Origin of the sequence: Mycolicibacterium tusciae, from assembly GCF_002086795.1 — a bacterium.
In the GTDB taxonomy this organism is placed as follows: domain Bacteria; phylum Actinomycetota; class Actinomycetes; order Mycobacteriales; family Mycobacteriaceae; genus Mycobacterium; species Mycobacterium tusciae.
In genome coordinates this window covers 84,486-98,692 of record NZ_MVIM01000002.1, presented here as the reverse complement: position 1 = coordinate 98,692, position 14,207 = coordinate 84,486, and the positions used below count along the sequence as shown (strand labels likewise).

Sequence of the window (14,207 nt, the reverse complement as noted above, 5' to 3'; positions counted from 1 at the left end):
AAACCCTTCGAATCAGGCGGCGGAATCGCCGTTGCCATCGCCGCCGTTGTCGCTTGCTCCACCGTCGTCATTGCCGCCGCCACCGGCGGTGACACCGCCAGTGACACCGGTCGCCGCGCTGTCGCCGTCCGCGCCGTGCGGGGCATTGTCGGGGGTCGCCGACGTGGCTCGTGCGCCAGTTCGGCTGAAAGAGAACAACTCTCGTCGCTCTTGCTGACTCTGACGGTTGATGCGGAACGGTCTGGCCGCGGATGCGAGGCTCGAGTTTGCGGTCCGGGCATCGACATCGGCATCGGCAGAGCCTGAGACAAGGGACATGACGTCCTCGAAGTCCTTCGCAGCGGTGGTGCTCGAACCCCCCGGGGCGCCGGTGCCGGGACCGATATTCACCTGGTCGTTGTGGATGTTGCCCGAGCCGTTTGCCACCTGGTTCGTGTTGCCGTTGCCGGTCCCGGTGACCACGCTGCCCAGACCACCACCCGTCACGGCGTTGGTGCTCCCGTTTCCGTTGCCGTCAGCGGTATTGGTGGTGGCTGAGTTGTTACTCGTGTTACCGCCGCCCAATGTCCACTGCGGATTCGAGATATTGGATACGAAGGACCCGTACTGGTGGCTGTTGCCATTACCGCCGCCGAACACGAACGAGCCCAACGAATTACCGACCGTCGAGATTGCCTGGCTGCCGTTGCCGTTGCCCATCGCGATGTTGGTGACGGTGACGTTGTTGCTGATGTTTTCGCCGGTGAGGCTCGTCTGCGGGTTGAAGATGTTGCCGGAGAAGAGGGAGAACTGAGCGGAGTTGCCGTTGCCGGCTCCACCGCCCAGGAACGGCAGTAAGCCGCCTGACGTCGTTGCGACGCTGTTGTTTCCGTTATCCATCGCGACGTTGGTGACGGTGACGTTGTTGCTGATGTTGGCGCCGATCAGGCTGATCTGGGGATTGAAGATGTTTCCGGACAGGAGTGAGTACTGAACGGTGTTGCCGTTGCCTGCCCCGAGTGCAGTCCCTGTCACGTCGCTGACGGTGTCGTTTCCGTTGTCCATCGCGACGTTGGCGACGCGCACGTTGTTGCTCATGTTCGCACCGGACAAGCTCAGCTGCGGGTTCAAGACGTTGTCGGACAGGATGTTGACCTGAGTGCTGACGACGCGGCCTGTCGTACCGCTCAGGTTGATCTGTAGCGACAGCAGTCGGTCGATGAAGCTGTAGCACCGGTTCAGCACCGCGCTGCCGATGATCAGGTTCGAGCTGCTGTTGTTCCCGTCGAGCCCGAACTGAGGATTGAAGACGTTGCCTTCGAGAATGTTGATTCGCGTCGCGCTTCCGGCGCCATCGACCTCCGGGCCGGGCAGCAGTATCGACAATGCTTCCGCTGTGGGGGCGCCCAGGTAGGAGGCTGCGCCGATACCGAGCACCGCACCACCGGCGGCCACGGAGCTCGCGAGTGCGGTCCGCCGGGCAGGCACCTTCCGGTGGGCGCCCGCCGTCTTTCGCCGCGTGCGCGCATTGCGCCGAGCCCTAGCCATCCGCTTCTCCTCTTCCGAGCTGGAGACATGATCAGTTGCGTGGTGCGGACACTAGATCTTTGCTAGAAGGTGTGTCAAGGATCATAGTTGTGTTTCCCGCGCACGAATTTCAAATTTTGTGGCAAAGAGTCCGTGGAAGACCGATCACTCGTATCGGCACCGACTAGGATGTGATTTAGGGCTTTGAACAGCGTTGAATTTCGTTTCATAAAGTATTGTTTTCGCTTTTTGGCCGCAACAAGAATTGCCCTATGTGTAAATTGCAAACAGATCGATTCGGGTGGCCTTCATTGATCGACGGCCTGGTCACTGGCTTGAAAATTAACTGCTGGTCATCAAGGGGCGGCATGGCAGTTCGCTAGCCGGGCACACCATCGAAGCGTCGCGCGTCGCGCCGTGGCTCCCGCAAAGGTCCGCGATCTTGAAACGGCTTCCGTGGACTTCCACTTTGTCGCTCGGCTGCCGTTCTATGCTTCGGCCTCAATGGACGATCATGAACTCGCCTTCGCAGGCGCCGCGCAGCAGGCCCGCATGCTCGCAGACGGAACCGTCACCGCGCCGGCGCTGCTCGATGTCTATCTGGATCGCATCGGTCGCTTCGACCCCGAACTCAGGTCCTACCGGGTCGTGTTCGCCGACACCGCGCGCGAGCATGCGGCCGTCGCACAGGCCCGCCTCGACGCCGGTGAACGACTGCCGCTGCTCGGTGTACCGATCGCCATCAAGGACGACGTCGACATCGCCGGACAGATCACGGCTTTTGGGACCTCGGCCCACGGCGCGGCTCGCACCACCGACGCTGAAGTCGTCCGTCGCCTTCGCGAAGCGGGCGCGGTCCTCGTCGGCAAGACCGCCGTGCCGGAGATGACGCTGTGGCCCTTCGCGGAAACGACGACGTTCGGTGCCACCCGAAATCCGTGGAACACGGACTACACGCCGGGTGGCAGCAGCGCCGGCAGTGCCGCGGCGGTCGCCGCGGGACTCGCATCGATGGCATTGGGATCCGACGGCATGGGATCAATCCGGATTCCGTCGACGTGGTGCGGACTGTTCGGCCTCAAGCCGCAGCGGGACCGGGTCCCGATGGCCCCGCACGACGACGCCTGGAACGGTTTGACCGTCAACGGTCCGATCGCTCGGACCGTCGAAGACGCCGCTCTGTTCCTCGACGCGACGAGCGGCGGATCCGGCTTCGTCCGTGCTGCCGCGAAAGAGCCTGGGAGGCTTAGGATTGCGGTGAGCAGCAAGGTTCCCACGGGGGTGGTGACGCGGGTAGGCGCTCCGCAGCGAGTCGCGCTCGAGGAGGCGATAGGGCTGTTGCGTGAGCTCGGGCATCAGGTCGTCATCCGCGATCCCGACTATCCGTCGACTGCAATCGCCCACGCGTTGTCCCGGTACTTCCGCGGCGCGCACGACGACGTCCAGACCCTGCTCCGGCCGCAGCGGCTCGAGCCCCGCACCCGGAACTTCGCGCGAATCGGTTCGTTGATCTCCGACGAGCGCATGAAGCGAATCAGGGGCGCGGAAACCGGCATCGCCGAACGCGTCAACTCGATCTTCGACGACGTGGACGTCCTCATCACGCCGGGCACGGCGATGGGCCCGTCACGCATCGGCGCCTACCATCGCCGCGGCGCTCTCTCGACGCTTGCGTTGGTCGCGGCCCGGGTGCCGTTCCAGGCGATGTTCAATGCCACGGGCCAGCCGGCCGCCGTCGTGCCGTGGGGCTTCGACGACAACGGAATACCGACGTCGATCCAGCTGGTCGGCCGGCCGTTCGACGAGGCGACCCTGCTGTCGCTGAGCGCACAGATCGAGAAAGTGCGGCCGTGGGCTGATCGCCGCCCACCGGTGTCCTAACGCGCGGTCAACGCGTCACGCCAGGCTTTCAGTTTGTCCTCGTAGCGCATGGTCTGCGCTGGACTCGTCGACGGAAGCCGCCGGTACGGCAGGTCCGGTGCGACACGGGCAAATCGATTGAAGTTCTTCTCGGCGGCGGCGCCGTTGAAGAAGATTCGTCTGATGCCCGGATGCGCGACGAATAGTCCTCCAAAGTCGTTGCCCACCATGCTGTCCGGCTCGACAGCGGAATCCAGGCTGCCCTTGCGCCTGCATGATTTCAGCACGTCCCACACAGCGATGCCGTTGGCGACCAGCGCAGCGCTGCGTTCGTCGTAAGGATCGTCGGCGGCGAACCCGAACAGCTCACCGGTGATCCGCCAGAACGCGTTGCGGGGGTTGCCGTAGTACTGCTGGGACGCCACCGACATCACGCTCAGCATGTTGCCGAGGATCAACGTGTGCGCCCCCTCGCCGACGATCGGCGGGAGCCCATGCACCTCTGGCGCGGCCATGGAGCCGAATATCGCACGGCGCCGCGGTATACGTTGAGCCCGTGGCCGAAGATTTCGACATCGAGGCGTCCGGGCTGCTCGACGGTCTCGACGGCACGGCCCGGACGGAGCGGGCTGAACTCATCGGGTGGCTGCTCGCCGAAGGCTTCACTGTCGACCAGATCAGAGCGTCGTTCATGCCGATGTTGCTCGCCGCTCGCCGAGTTCTGGGTGAGGACGGAACCTACGTGTCGGCCCGTGAGACCTGCGAGAAGACCGGCATCGACCTGGAGCTGCTCCAGCGCTTGCAACGCGCAATCGGCCTGCCGACCGTGGACGATCCCGACGCCGCCGTGCACTCGCGTGCGGACGCCGAAGCCGCGGCCTATGGGCAACGCTTCATCGAACTCGGAATCGAACCCGATCAGCTCGTACAGATCACCCGACTGTTGGCCGACGGCCTGTCGCGGGCGGCAGAGGTGATGCGCTACGCGGGTCTGGCCACCATTCTCGAGCCGACGGCCACCGAGCTGACCATCGCGAAGAATTCGAGAATGCTCGTCGCCGAGGCGGCGCCGTTGCTCGGTCCCATGATCCAGGAGATGTTGCGGCTTCAGCTGCGACATCTGCTGGAGACCGAGGCCATCACCGCATCGGAAATGGCGGAGGGGCAACGCCTTCCCGGAGCCCGCCTGGTAAGCATCGCGTTCGCCGACCTCGTCGGATTCACGCGGCTGGGCGAAGTGGTGCCGCCGCAAGACCTCGAACGGCTCGCGCACCGCCTGGCCGACCTCGCGCACGAGGCCGCGGTCCCGCCGGTGCGTTTCATCAAGACCATCGGCGACGAAGTCATGCTCGTCAGTGCCGAGCCGGTGCCGCTGCTCGAGGCCATGATGACACTGGTCGAGGCGACAGAGGGCGACGACGAATACCCCAGGCTCAGGGCCGGCATGGCGACCGGCATGGCCGTCAGCCGGGCCGGCGACTGGTTCGGCAGTCCGGTGAATCTCGCCAGCCGGGTGACCGGCGCCGCCCGCCCCGGTTCGGTTTTGGTGTCGGAGTCGACGCGCGAGGCCATCGGCGACGACGAGCGATTCGCGTGGTCCTTCGCGGGTGCGCGCCGTCTCAAGGGCATCTCATCCGACGTCAAGCTGTTTCGCGTCCGTCGGTCGACCTGAGCGGTATTTGCTACACGCAGATCAGCCCGGATGCGACGGCCCTGGGTTTACGATCCAGAGATGCGCCGGGTGATTATGGGGCTGATCTCAGCGGTTGTGCTGACCGCGGGGTTCGCCGGTGCGGGTGCGGCCCAGGCCCTGCCCCTGCCGCCGCCGAATCCGGGTCCGTGCAACTTCACGCTTTCGGCGCCGCAGGTCGTCCAGGTCGACGGTGTGGCCAAGGTGACCGCCACGCTGACTCCCGCCGGCTGCCTGGCTCCGTGGAAACCCAGGTATGGCGTGGCCTGCCTGTCCATCCAGGGCCAGTCCGACCACTGCACACAGTCCCGGGACGCGGCTCCCGCGCAGGTGTACTTCGAGCCGTACACGCCGGGCCTGGTCTACGAGGCATCGGGCAGGGGCTGCAGCGCGGTCTTCGACTACACGACAGATCCCAACTGTCTGTTGCTCGGACCCGTCAACGCCACCCTCTGACCGACACCGCGGTCGCTTACGATCAGCCGATGCGCGGTACAAAGATCCTCATCACCGGTCCCACCGGGCAGGTCGCCGTTCCCGTCGCCAAGGCCCTCGCGGCCGACAACGAGGTGTGGGGGATCGCCCGCTTCACCGACTCCGCGGGCAGGGCCGACCTCGAAAAGTCAGGGGTGCGCTGCGAGACGGTCAACCTGGCCAGCGGCGACTTCACCGGGCTGCCGACGGACTTCGACTACGTCATCAACCTGGCGGTGGCCAAGAGCGGTAGGTGGGACAAGGATCTTGCCGCCAACGCGGAGTCGGTCGGACTCCTGATGGCGCACTGCCGCGAAGCGAAGGGTTTCCTGCACTGCTCGTCGGGCGCCGTCTATGACCCACCCGACGACGCCCCCCGTTCTGAACGCGCCGTCCTCGGGGACAACCACAAGCCAATGTTCCCAACGTATTCCATCTCGAAGATCGCGGGTGAGGTCGTCGTCCGCACCATGGCGCGCGCTCTGCGCATCCCGAGCGTGATCGCTCGCCTGAACGTCCCCTACGGCGACAACGGCGGGTGGCCGTTCTTCCATATGGAGATGATGCTGGGCGGCTCGCCGATCCCGGTCCCGCCAGGTGGGCCCGCCCGCTACAACCTGATGCACGAGGACGACATCATCGCCACCATCCCGAAACTTCTCGAGGTCGCGTCGGTTCCGGCGACCACCGTCAACTGGGCCAGCGAGCAGTACGTCAGCATCCAGGAATGGTGCGCATACCTGGGTTCGCTCGTGGGTGCGGAGCCGAGGTTCGAGGAAAGCGATCAGGCTCTGCGCGGAAATCCGCTGGACGTCTCGTATATGCGCGAGCTGATCGGGCCCGCGACGGTCGACTGGAAAGACGGCTTGCGTCGAATGGCGGCCAAGTTCCACCCCGAGCTGATCGGCTGACTATCGCGACGGTTTGAACCGGCGCAGTCGCAGGCTGTTGCTGACGACGAAGACGGAGCTGAAAGCCATTGCGGCGCCCGCGATCATCGGGTTGAGCAGGCCGGCCGCCGCCAACGGCAACGCTGCCACGTTGTAGGCGAACGCCCAGAACAAATTGCCCTTGATCGTCGCCAGCGTCCTGCGAGACAATCGGATGGCATCACCGACGGTGCGTAGGTCATTGCGGACCAGCGTCAGGTCGCTCGCCTCGATCGCTACGTCCGCGCCGCTGCCCATCGCCAGCCCCAGATCGGCCTGTGCGAGCGCGGCCGCATCGTTGACACCGTCACCCACCATCGCGACGATTTTGCCGTCGGCCTGCAGTCGCTTGACGACGTCGACCTTCTCGGTAGGCAGTACCTCGGCGATCACCTCGTCGATTCCCACCTCGGCCGCTACCGTGCGGGCCGTCGCCTCGTTGTCTCCGGTGAGCAGGATCGGCGTAAGTCCCAGCGCACGAAGCTCTTTGACGGCATCGGCTGATGTCGGCTTGACCGCGTCGGCGACCACCAACACGCCAAGGGCCGCCCCGTCCCGGCCGACCGCGACCGCGGTCGATCCCTCGGATTCCGCCAGGCGCATGGACTCTGCGAGCTCCTCGGGCATCTGCGTGAACAGTCGCGCCCGCCCGACCGTCACATCGACGCCGTCGACAACACCTTGGACACCGAGGCCGCGCAGATTGGTGAAGTCCACTGCCGCAGGCAGATCGCCGACCTTCGCGTGTGCACCGGCCGCGATCGCCTTCGCGACCGGATGCTCGGATGCCTCCTCGAGTGCACCTGCGAGCCGCAGGACCTCGTCGGTGCGCACACCCTCGGCGGCGATCACGTCGACCAGGGTCATCGTGCCGGTCGTGACCGTGCCGGTCTTGTCCAAGAGGATGGTGTCGACCCGGTCCGTGGACTCGAGTACCTCCGGACCCTTGATCAAAATGCCCAGCTGCGCACCCCGGCCCGTGCCGACCATCAACGCCGTCGGCGTCGCCAGACCCAGCGCGCAGGGGCACGCGATGATCAGCACCGCCACCGCCGCGGTGAACGCCGCCGCGATCGGTCCGCCCGTGCCGATCCAGAAGCCCAGCGTCGCAACGGACAACGCGATGACGATCGGCACGAACACACCCGAGATCCGGTCCGCCAACCGCTGGGCTCGCGCTTTGCCGTTCTGGGCGTCCTCGACGAGCCTGCTGATCTGCGCCAGCGCAGTGTCGGAGCCGACCCTGCTCGCCCGTACCACCAACCTGCCATCGGCGTTGACGGTGGCACCGACCACCTCGGAACCCGGTTCGACCTCAACCGGCACCGACTCCCCGGTCAGCAGCGACGCGTCGACCGCGGAGCGCCCCTCGACCACCACACCGTCGGTGGCGATCTTCTCGCCAGGACGCACGACGAACTCGTCGCCGACCGTCAGTGCATCGATCGGGATGCGCTGCTCGGCACCGTCTCTGCGGACCGTCACATCCTTGGCTCCGAGCTCGAGCAGCGCCCGCAGCGCCGCGCCCGCGCGTCGCTTGGACCGGACCTCGAAGTAGCGCCCGGCGAGGATGAAGGTGGTGACGCCCGCGGCGGCCTCGAGATAGATGTTGCCGCTGCCGTCGGTGCGGCCGATGGTCAGCTCGAACGCGTGAGTCATCCCGGGCGTGCCCGCGGTGCCCCAGAACAGCGCGTAAATCGACCACCCCAGCGCCGCCAGCGTGCCCATCGAGATGAGCGTGTCCATGGTGGCGGTGCCGTGCCGCAGGTTCGCCCACGCCGCCCGGTGGAACGGCCATGCACCCCAGATGACCACCGGTGCAGCCAATGTCAACGACAACCACTGCCAGTACGTGAACTGCCATGCGGGCACCATCGCCATCGCGACGACCGGCACCGTCAGCGCCAGGCAGATCAGCAACCGGGTCCGCAGCGCGGCGGTCGGATCATCTTCGGCCACCACGGGATCCGGCACCGGAAGGTGCGCCTGATAGCCGGCGTCCGCCACCGTCGCTACGAGTTGTTCAGCGGTCACGTCGTCGCCGAACTCAACCCTGGCTTTCTCGGTTGCGAAGTTGACCGTGGCGATGACGCCCTCGATCTTGTTGAGTTTCCTCTCGATTCGGTTGGCGCACGACGCGCACGTCATGCCGTCCACCGAGAGTTCGACGACTGACATGTCAGTGTTGGTGTCCGCCGCCGGACGGGGCAGGTGCCGTCGTCGAGGCGCTGTCGGTGACCTTCACGGTGAACGCGGCGGTGCGCACGACATCGCGATGCCGGAAGTCGAGGAACAGTCGGTACGACCCCGTGCTGGGGAACGTCGTGTGGAACCCGATGTCCGGGCCGGAGACCGCGGTGCCGCCGTCGGGCTCGCTGATCGGATGCACGTGCAGGTAGGCGAGATCCGGCGCGCGAACAGCGACGAGGTGCCCGTACGCGCCGAGGTAGGGCTGCAGGTCGTCGACGGGTTTGCCGTCCCGGCTGACCGACAGGGTGAGCATCGACGCGTCGTTGGCCTTCGGCGTCCCGCGCAGCGTCACCGTGTAGTCGTCGACCTCGGCGGTCAGCGCTGCCGGGGGCAGCGGTTGCGGGTCGTACTTGCCGGCGACGTGCAGATTGGCGCCCAACGTCAGCGCGGGACCGCCCGATGGCATGAAGTCGGCGAAGACGCGATAGTCACCGGCGCGAGACAGGTTCAGCGGCACACTCCACGTGCCTTGCTCGTCGAGCTTCGGGTGGACGTGCTGGAAGACCGCAAGATCGTTGCGTACGACGATCAGGTGCAGCAGTTCGTCGTGTTTCTCGACGTAGCGCTTCACTGGCGCTCCGGTGGCACTCAGAATCTGAAACTTCAGTGGCACATCGGGATTGGCGGTGGCGATCGAGTTGTCCAGGGCCAGCGTGTATCCGTCCTGTGTCGTCTGCAGTCCGCCGGGCAGCTCTTGTGCGGCCGTCGTCGTCGCTTCCTGCGGGGTGACCGCGTTGCCGATCCAGACGGAGATCGCGAATACCACGGCGAGTCCGACGACGAACGCGATGACCTTCTGTCCGGTTTTCATCAGCTGGCCAGCTGGTAGCCGGCGTCCTCGACGGCGGTCTTGATGGCGGCCGCTTCGAGCACGCTGTCGCTGTCGATGGTGACGCTACCGCTGGCAAGGTCCACGTCGACGGATCGGACGCCGGGGATCTCCGTGATCTCCTCACGCACCGACGTGGCGCAATGTCCACAGCTCATTCCGGTTACGGTGACCGTTGTCGTGCTCATGAGTCCATAGGTACCATACCCCCATAGGGTATGCAAACAGCCGGTGCCTGGCAGCATCGGCGACCATGCGCGTCCTGGTCCAGCGGGTGACGTCGGCGGCGGTGCGGGTCGACGGTGAGGTGGTCGGAGCGGTGCGCCCCGAGCGCCAGGGGCTGGTGGCGCTGGTAGGGGTCACGCACGACGACGACACGTCGAAGGCGCAGCGCATGGCCGAAAAGCTGTGGCAGCTGCGCATTCTCGACGACGAGAAATCGGCGAGCGACGTTGAGGCGCCGATCCTCGTGGTCAGCCAGTTCACGCTTTACGCCAACACCGCCAAGGGCCGCCGTCCCGCCTGGAACGCCGCCGCCCCACGCGCGGTGGCCGAACCGCTGGTGACCGCCTTCGCCGACGCACTTCGGGCTTTAGGTGCACAGGTCGAGACGGGCGTGTTCGGGGCGGATATGCGGGTGGAACTCGTCAACGACGGCCCCGTGACGGTGCTGCTGGAGCTGTGAGCCCTCAGTGTGCCGCGGTGACCGGCGGTATGCCCTCCGATGGCTGCACGATGACGAAGCCCGGCCCGTAAAACGACACCTGAACCGCCTCGCCTGAGCCGCGGCCGATCAGCGCCCCCGCTTTGAAGCTCGTCTTGAGCTGGGTCTGAAGGTTCGCCGACCACGCCACCACCGCGTTGGTGTCGGCGAACGTGGGCGCCTCAGCGGCGTTGAGTACGACGGGTGGGCCGTCGGTGGTGAGCGCCACCCAACCGGTACCGCGCAATGTCGTGTTGAACAACCCGCCGGCCACCATGCTGCCGCCCTTGACGCGCTCGATGTTCCAGTCGAGGCTCGCCGAGAAGGCCAGCACGTTCTTGCCGCTGATCGACAACCCGGAATTCGTCAGGTTCAGCAGATGGACGTCGTAAGCGCGCTCGGCCAGGAACACGTCGCCCTGCCCCTGGCACCGCATCAGTGGCAGGCCCTCGCCCGTCAGCGCCTTCTTGAGGAACTTCGATGCCCCTCCGCCCTCGAACGCGAAGTCCACGTTGCCCTGATAGGCCACCATGGCACCCTGGCGCGCCATGAACGGTTCGCCGAGGCGCACGCGCAGCAGCTTCGAGTTCTGGTTCGCGATCGGTTTGGCTTCCTTCTCGCTGAACCGTCCGTCGACCAAATCGCCAGTGATGCCGGAGAATCCGTCGCCGGCCGGCTGCCCGCCCATGACCGCCGCCTGGGGCGGTCCTGGCTGATGCTGCGGCGCGGGCCCGGCAGGAGGTGCGCCCAGCGGCGCCCGGACGACCTGCCCTTGGTGTGATACCTGATCGGTCCACTGCTGGCCGTCCCACCAGCGGTGTTCGTAGCGTCCCTCGGGGTCGGGCCGCCAGCTTCCGGTATTAGGTCCTGTCATGGAGACAAAACTAGACCGACGACTGGCATCCTGGTGAGATGGCAAAGGAAATTGACCGGGTGCGCGCGCAAAGCGCCCTCGCGGTCATCAAGCAGCACCCGGGCATGGTGCTGTTCGTCGTCTCCCCGGTGATCATCGGGCTGGGCCTGGTGTGGTGGCTGGTCAGTCCGACCCTGGCCATCCTGCTGTTCATCGGTGCGGTCCTGGGCGGCGGAGCTGTTCTCCTCTTGAACCGCAAGCAGTAGCGCGCACGCACGGCGCTGTTCGCTTCGGGAGAAAGCTGTCCCAACAGCGGTGTAACGATGTAATCATGTAATCATGAGACACCATCACTCCGGCAGAAGGCCGGGCCGCTCCGGCGGCTGGCAGCAGGCCGAACAACCCGACGCGAGCAGTGCGGGCGACTGGTTCTCCGGTCGCCTGCCCGAAGGCTGGTTCACCGGTGACCCGACCGTCGTCGTCGACCGCGAGGAGATCACCGTCATCGGCCGCCTCCCCGAAGTCGCAGGCGACTCCGACGTTGCGGAAAGTGAAGCCCACGCATCCGGCAGAGTGGCGCGGTTCCGCGAGGAGACGCGTTCGGAGCGCATGCGGATCGCCGATGAAGCCGAGCGTCGCTACGGTCGCAAGGTCGCGTGGGGCGTCGAGATCGGGGCGGTAGGTGACGATAATTACGAACGCGTTCTGTTCACCCACATCGCCGTACCGGTGATGACGCGCTTGCGTCAGCCCGAGCGCCAGGTACTCGACACTCTGGTGGACGCCGGCGTGGCCCGCTCCCGCTCCGATGCGCTGGCGTGGTCGGTCAAGCTGGTCGGCGAACATGCCGACGAGTGGCTGGGCAAGCTACGCGACGCCATGCGCAACGTCGACGATCTGCGCGCCGAGGGCCCACAGCTTTAAACGCGCTCGACACCCACGTACCCCGAGCTCAAGGCCGAGGTCCCCGACAGCGGGTCGACGGACACGTCGTCGATGAGCAGATTGCGGTTGGCGCCGTAGGAAACCGGATCGGCGCCGCCGCGCGGGTCGAAGATCCTTGAGCCCCAACCGTGGTCGACTATCAGCACCCCGCGACGGGGACGATCGCTGACGGAAGCGGTCAACTCGATCTGTCCGACGGGGGAGAAGACCCGCACCGCGTCTCCATCGGCGATTCCCAGTGTCACCGCGTCCTCGGGGTTGATCACCACGTCATTGCGCTTACCCGAGGGGTGTAGGCCGGGAAGCTCGTTGAGCCAGGAGTTCATCGAGTGCCGGTTGCGACGGTTCGACAACTGGAACGGATACCCGGCCGGGGGCCCCGGCGCAGGCTCGGTGAGCAGTTCACGCGTGCGGGCCACGAACTCCGGCGGTGCGGCGTGCACCATCTTGTCCTCGGTGCGCAGCGCGCCGCGAAAATGACCGAACTCGCGTGGACCCAGCACCATTCCATGCGGATTCGCCATCAGATCACGCCAACTCACCCTGCGCCCGTTGATCTTTCGGCTGGTCGCGACGAGCAGGCGATTCAACCACGCCGGGGTGAACTCGAGGCCGGGCCTACCGGTCAGGCTGGCAAGAGCGCGGGTGGCCCGCACGAAACTGTTCATACCTTTGGCGCCGAAGAGCGGCTTGCGCATCGCGATCGCGAGATCGACGAAGATGCGCCACTCCTCACGGGCCCCCGGCGGTGGATCGACGACCGCCCGTCCGTACTGCACGTACGGTTCGTCGTGCAGGTTGCTGGTCAGGGCCAGCAGGTCGTCGCGTTCCAGCCAGTGCGCGGCAGGCAGCAACCAGTGCGCGTGACGGTGACTTTCGCGCTGTACCAAGTCAATCGCGACCAGAAGATCCAGTTGCGCGAGCGCGGCGTCCAACTTGGCGCCGTGCGGTCCGGACACCACGGGATTGCCGCAGTTGATCACCATCGCGCGAATCTGTCCGGGCCCGGGTGTCGTGATCTCATCTGGCAGTTCCGCCAGTGCGTGGGCACCCGCGACCAGGTCGGTGCCCCTGAGCCGACTCTTGTGTGCCGGCGGTTTCGCCATGCCGGACAGCTTCAGCGCATCGACATAGCCGGGTTCGAACCGGCGCCCGCCCGGCCGGTCCATCCGACCCGTGATGATGTTGAGCACGTGGCCCAGCCACTCGCCGATGGTGCCGGTGACGTGCAGTGAAACACCGGTGCGGGTGACGACCATCGCGCGCTTCGCGGTCGCGAAATTTCTTGCCACTTGCTCGATGACGGCGCGCGGGATGTCGCACCGCACGGCCAGGTCGTCGAGGTCCGCGTCGGTGACGAGCACGCGGAGCTCATCCACCCCGGTGGCGAGATCGCGGCAGTCACCTTCGTGTTCGAGTCGCTCGTCGAGGATGACCTTGACCATGGCCAGCAGCAGTGCCCAGTCCTGTCCGGGTCGGACGGCCAGATGCACATCCGCCTTGTCCGCGGTCTCGGTCCGAAGGGGATCGACGACGACGATCTGCGCGCCTCGGCGCTGTCGCTCCAGTGCGCGCTGCCAGCCGCCGGGCACGGTTTCCAGCCAGTTCCACGCGCTGACCGCCGGATTGGCGCCGACCAGCAGGAAGTAGTCGCAGTTGTCGACGTCGGACACCGGCGCCATCAGAATCGATCCGTACATCGCGTCGGCGACGACGTGCATCGCGTTCTGGTCCACCGAACCGACGGCGTACCGGTTCTGGGTGCCGACGGCATCCAACCACGCGATCATGAACAGCACGTTCGACGACGAGTAGCCAGTCGGGTTCCCGTAATAGAGGCCGATCGAATCGGGGCCGTCGGCGTCGATCAGCGCCGTCATCCGCGCGGCGATGTCGGCGATCGCCTCGTCCCAGCTGGCTTCGACATACTCGCCGGGGAAGTCCCCGACCCGACGCATCGGCGCCACGATCCTGCGCGGGTGCTCGACGAGCTGATTGGCCGTCCTGCCCTTGGCGCAGAAGTCATGCCAACTGTGCGGGTTCTCCTTGTCTGGTGAAATCTTGATCACCCTGTTGTCCTCGACGGTGACCTCGAGACCGCAGGCTGCCGAACAGTATCTGCAGAAGGTGTACGACGTCGCTTTATTCGGTGTCGTGGTCATCGATTC

14 protein-coding genes are annotated in these 14,207 nt (G+C 65.9%); 7 read left to right on the top strand and 7 right to left on the bottom strand.

Translation table 11 applies throughout. The features are described from left to right. Positions 1-12: 12 nt before the first annotated feature. On the bottom strand, positions 13-1,527 hold the full coding sequence (locus tag BST47_RS03575; RefSeq protein ID WP_133056199.1) for a hypothetical protein: 1,515 nt from the start codon (positions 1,525-1,527) through the stop codon (positions 13-15). A gap of 483 nt (positions 1,528-2,010) precedes the next feature. Between BST47_RS03575 and BST47_RS03570 the strand changes: the two genes are divergently transcribed. After that, positions 2,011-3,387 (top strand): amidase, encoded by a 1,377-nt coding sequence (locus BST47_RS03570; RefSeq protein ID WP_083123851.1) that lies wholly within the window; start codon positions 2,011-2,013, stop codon positions 3,385-3,387. Here the strand turns inward: BST47_RS03570 and BST47_RS03565 are convergent. Continuing rightward, a complete protein-coding gene (locus tag BST47_RS03565; RefSeq protein ID WP_083123850.1) occupies positions 3,384-3,881 on the bottom strand; it encodes a DNA-deoxyinosine glycosylase in 498 nt (165 codons plus the stop codon). The genes BST47_RS03570 and BST47_RS03565 overlap by 4 nt on opposite strands. A gap of 41 nt (positions 3,882-3,922) precedes the next feature. On the opposite strand from BST47_RS03565, the gene BST47_RS03560 reads away from it, so the two are divergent. Genes BST47_RS03560 through BST47_RS03550 form a run of 3 tightly spaced genes read left to right on the top strand, consistent with a single transcriptional unit; the run spans position 3,923 to position 6,441 of the window. Continuing rightward, positions 3,923-5,038: an adenylate/guanylate cyclase domain-containing protein gene (locus BST47_RS03560; protein ID WP_083123849.1), complete on the top strand. Its 1,116-nt coding sequence runs from the start codon at positions 3,923-3,925 to the stop codon at positions 5,036-5,038. 60 nt (positions 5,039-5,098) lie between these two features. Beyond that, positions 5,099-5,512 (top strand): hypothetical protein, encoded by a 414-nt coding sequence (locus tag BST47_RS03555; RefSeq protein ID WP_083124251.1) that lies wholly within the window; start codon positions 5,099-5,101, stop codon positions 5,510-5,512. 29 nt (positions 5,513-5,541) lie between these two features. After that, positions 5,542-6,441 carry an NAD-dependent epimerase/dehydratase family protein gene (locus BST47_RS03550; RefSeq protein WP_083123848.1) on the top strand — a complete coding sequence of 300 codons (900 nt, stop codon included), beginning with the start codon at positions 5,542-5,544 and terminating at the stop codon, positions 6,439-6,441. Here BST47_RS03550 and BST47_RS03545 read toward each other — a convergent pair whose 3' ends face one another. The 3 genes from BST47_RS03545 to BST47_RS03535 are packed head-to-tail and all read right to left on the bottom strand — an operon-like array spanning position 6,442 to position 9,726. Further along, positions 6,442-8,637 (bottom strand): heavy metal translocating P-type ATPase, encoded by a 2,196-nt coding sequence (locus tag BST47_RS03545; protein WP_083123847.1) that lies wholly within the window; start codon positions 8,635-8,637, stop codon positions 6,442-6,444. It abuts the gene before it with no gap. Between the two features lies 1 nt (position 8,638). After that, positions 8,639-9,520: a DUF8832 domain-containing protein gene (locus BST47_RS03540; protein WP_083123846.1), complete on the bottom strand. Its 882-nt coding sequence runs from the start codon at positions 9,518-9,520 to the stop codon at positions 8,639-8,641. After that, the gene (locus tag BST47_RS03535; protein ID WP_083123845.1) at positions 9,520-9,726 is read right to left on the bottom strand and encodes a heavy-metal-associated domain-containing protein; all 207 of its coding nucleotides are present in this window, start codon (positions 9,724-9,726) and stop codon (positions 9,520-9,522) included. The genes BST47_RS03540 and BST47_RS03535 overlap by 1 nt, the downstream gene beginning before the upstream one ends. Positions 9,727-9,791: 65 nt before the next feature. On the opposite strand from BST47_RS03535, the gene dtd reads away from it, so the two are divergent. After that, positions 9,792-10,223, top strand: a complete 432-nt coding sequence (gene dtd / locus BST47_RS03530) for a D-aminoacyl-tRNA deacylase (RefSeq protein WP_083123844.1) — start codon at positions 9,792-9,794, stop codon at positions 10,221-10,223. A 4-nt stretch (positions 10,224-10,227) separates the two neighbouring features. Here the strand turns inward: dtd and BST47_RS03525 are convergent, their stop codons facing one another. Next, positions 10,228-11,115 carry an AIM24 family protein gene (locus tag BST47_RS03525; protein ID WP_083123843.1) on the bottom strand — a complete coding sequence of 296 codons (888 nt, stop codon included), beginning with the start codon at positions 11,113-11,115 and terminating at the stop codon, positions 10,228-10,230. A 38-nt stretch (positions 11,116-11,153) separates the two neighbouring features. On the opposite strand from BST47_RS03525, the gene BST47_RS03520 reads away from it, so the two are divergent. Together BST47_RS03520 and BST47_RS03515 are read left to right on the top strand one after the other, a co-directional pair. Further along, the gene (locus tag BST47_RS03520) at positions 11,154-11,360 is read left to right on the top strand and encodes a hypothetical protein (RefSeq protein WP_083123842.1); all 207 of its coding nucleotides are present in this window, start codon (positions 11,154-11,156) and stop codon (positions 11,358-11,360) included. A gap of 73 nt (positions 11,361-11,433) precedes the next feature. Beyond that, the gene (locus tag BST47_RS03515) at positions 11,434-12,018 is read left to right on the top strand and encodes an ATP-binding transcription factor AbmR (protein ID WP_083123841.1); all 585 of its coding nucleotides are present in this window, start codon (positions 11,434-11,436) and stop codon (positions 12,016-12,018) included. On the opposite strand, the gene BST47_RS03510 is transcribed toward BST47_RS03515, so the two are convergent. Continuing rightward, complete coding sequence (locus BST47_RS03510) at positions 12,015-14,201, bottom strand: molybdopterin-containing oxidoreductase family protein (protein WP_083123840.1); 2,187 nt, start codon at positions 14,199-14,201, stop codon at positions 12,015-12,017. The genes BST47_RS03515 and BST47_RS03510 overlap by 4 nt on opposite strands. Between the last annotated feature and the right edge of the window lie 6 nt (positions 14,202-14,207).

Coding starts and splice junctions, on each gene's coding strand:
- BST47_RS03525 (WP_083123843.1), bottom strand. CDS start 11,115: ATGACAGGACCTAATACCGGAAGCTGGCGGCCCGACCCCGAGGGACGC.
- BST47_RS03545 (WP_083123847.1), bottom strand. CDS start 8,637: ATGTCAGTCGTCGAACTCTCGGTGGACGGCATGACGTGCGCGTCGTGC.
- BST47_RS03520 (WP_083123842.1), top strand. CDS start 11,154: ATGGCAAAGGAAATTGACCGGGTGCGCGCGCAAAGCGCCCTCGCGGTC.
- BST47_RS03550 (WP_083123848.1), top strand. CDS start 5,542: ATGCGCGGTACAAAGATCCTCATCACCGGTCCCACCGGGCAGGTCGCC.
- BST47_RS03515 (WP_083123841.1), top strand. CDS start 11,434: ATGAGACACCATCACTCCGGCAGAAGGCCGGGCCGCTCCGGCGGCTGG.
- BST47_RS03555 (WP_083124251.1), top strand. CDS start 5,099: ATGCGCCGGGTGATTATGGGGCTGATCTCAGCGGTTGTGCTGACCGCG.
- BST47_RS03540 (WP_083123846.1), bottom strand. CDS start 9,520: ATGAAAACCGGACAGAAGGTCATCGCGTTCGTCGTCGGACTCGCCGTG.
- BST47_RS03510 (WP_083123840.1), bottom strand. CDS start 14,201: ATGACCACGACACCGAATAAAGCGACGTCGTACACCTTCTGCAGATAC.
- BST47_RS03575 (WP_133056199.1), bottom strand. CDS start 1,527: ATGGCTAGGGCTCGGCGCAATGCGCGCACGCGGCGAAAGACGGCGGGC.
- BST47_RS03565 (WP_083123850.1), bottom strand. CDS start 3,881: ATGGCCGCGCCAGAGGTGCATGGGCTCCCGCCGATCGTCGGCGAGGGG.
- BST47_RS03535 (WP_083123845.1), bottom strand. CDS start 9,726: ATGAGCACGACAACGGTCACCGTAACCGGAATGAGCTGTGGACATTGC.
- dtd (WP_083123844.1), top strand. CDS start 9,792: ATGCGCGTCCTGGTCCAGCGGGTGACGTCGGCGGCGGTGCGGGTCGAC.
- BST47_RS03570 (WP_083123851.1), top strand. CDS start 2,011: ATGGACGATCATGAACTCGCCTTCGCAGGCGCCGCGCAGCAGGCCCGC.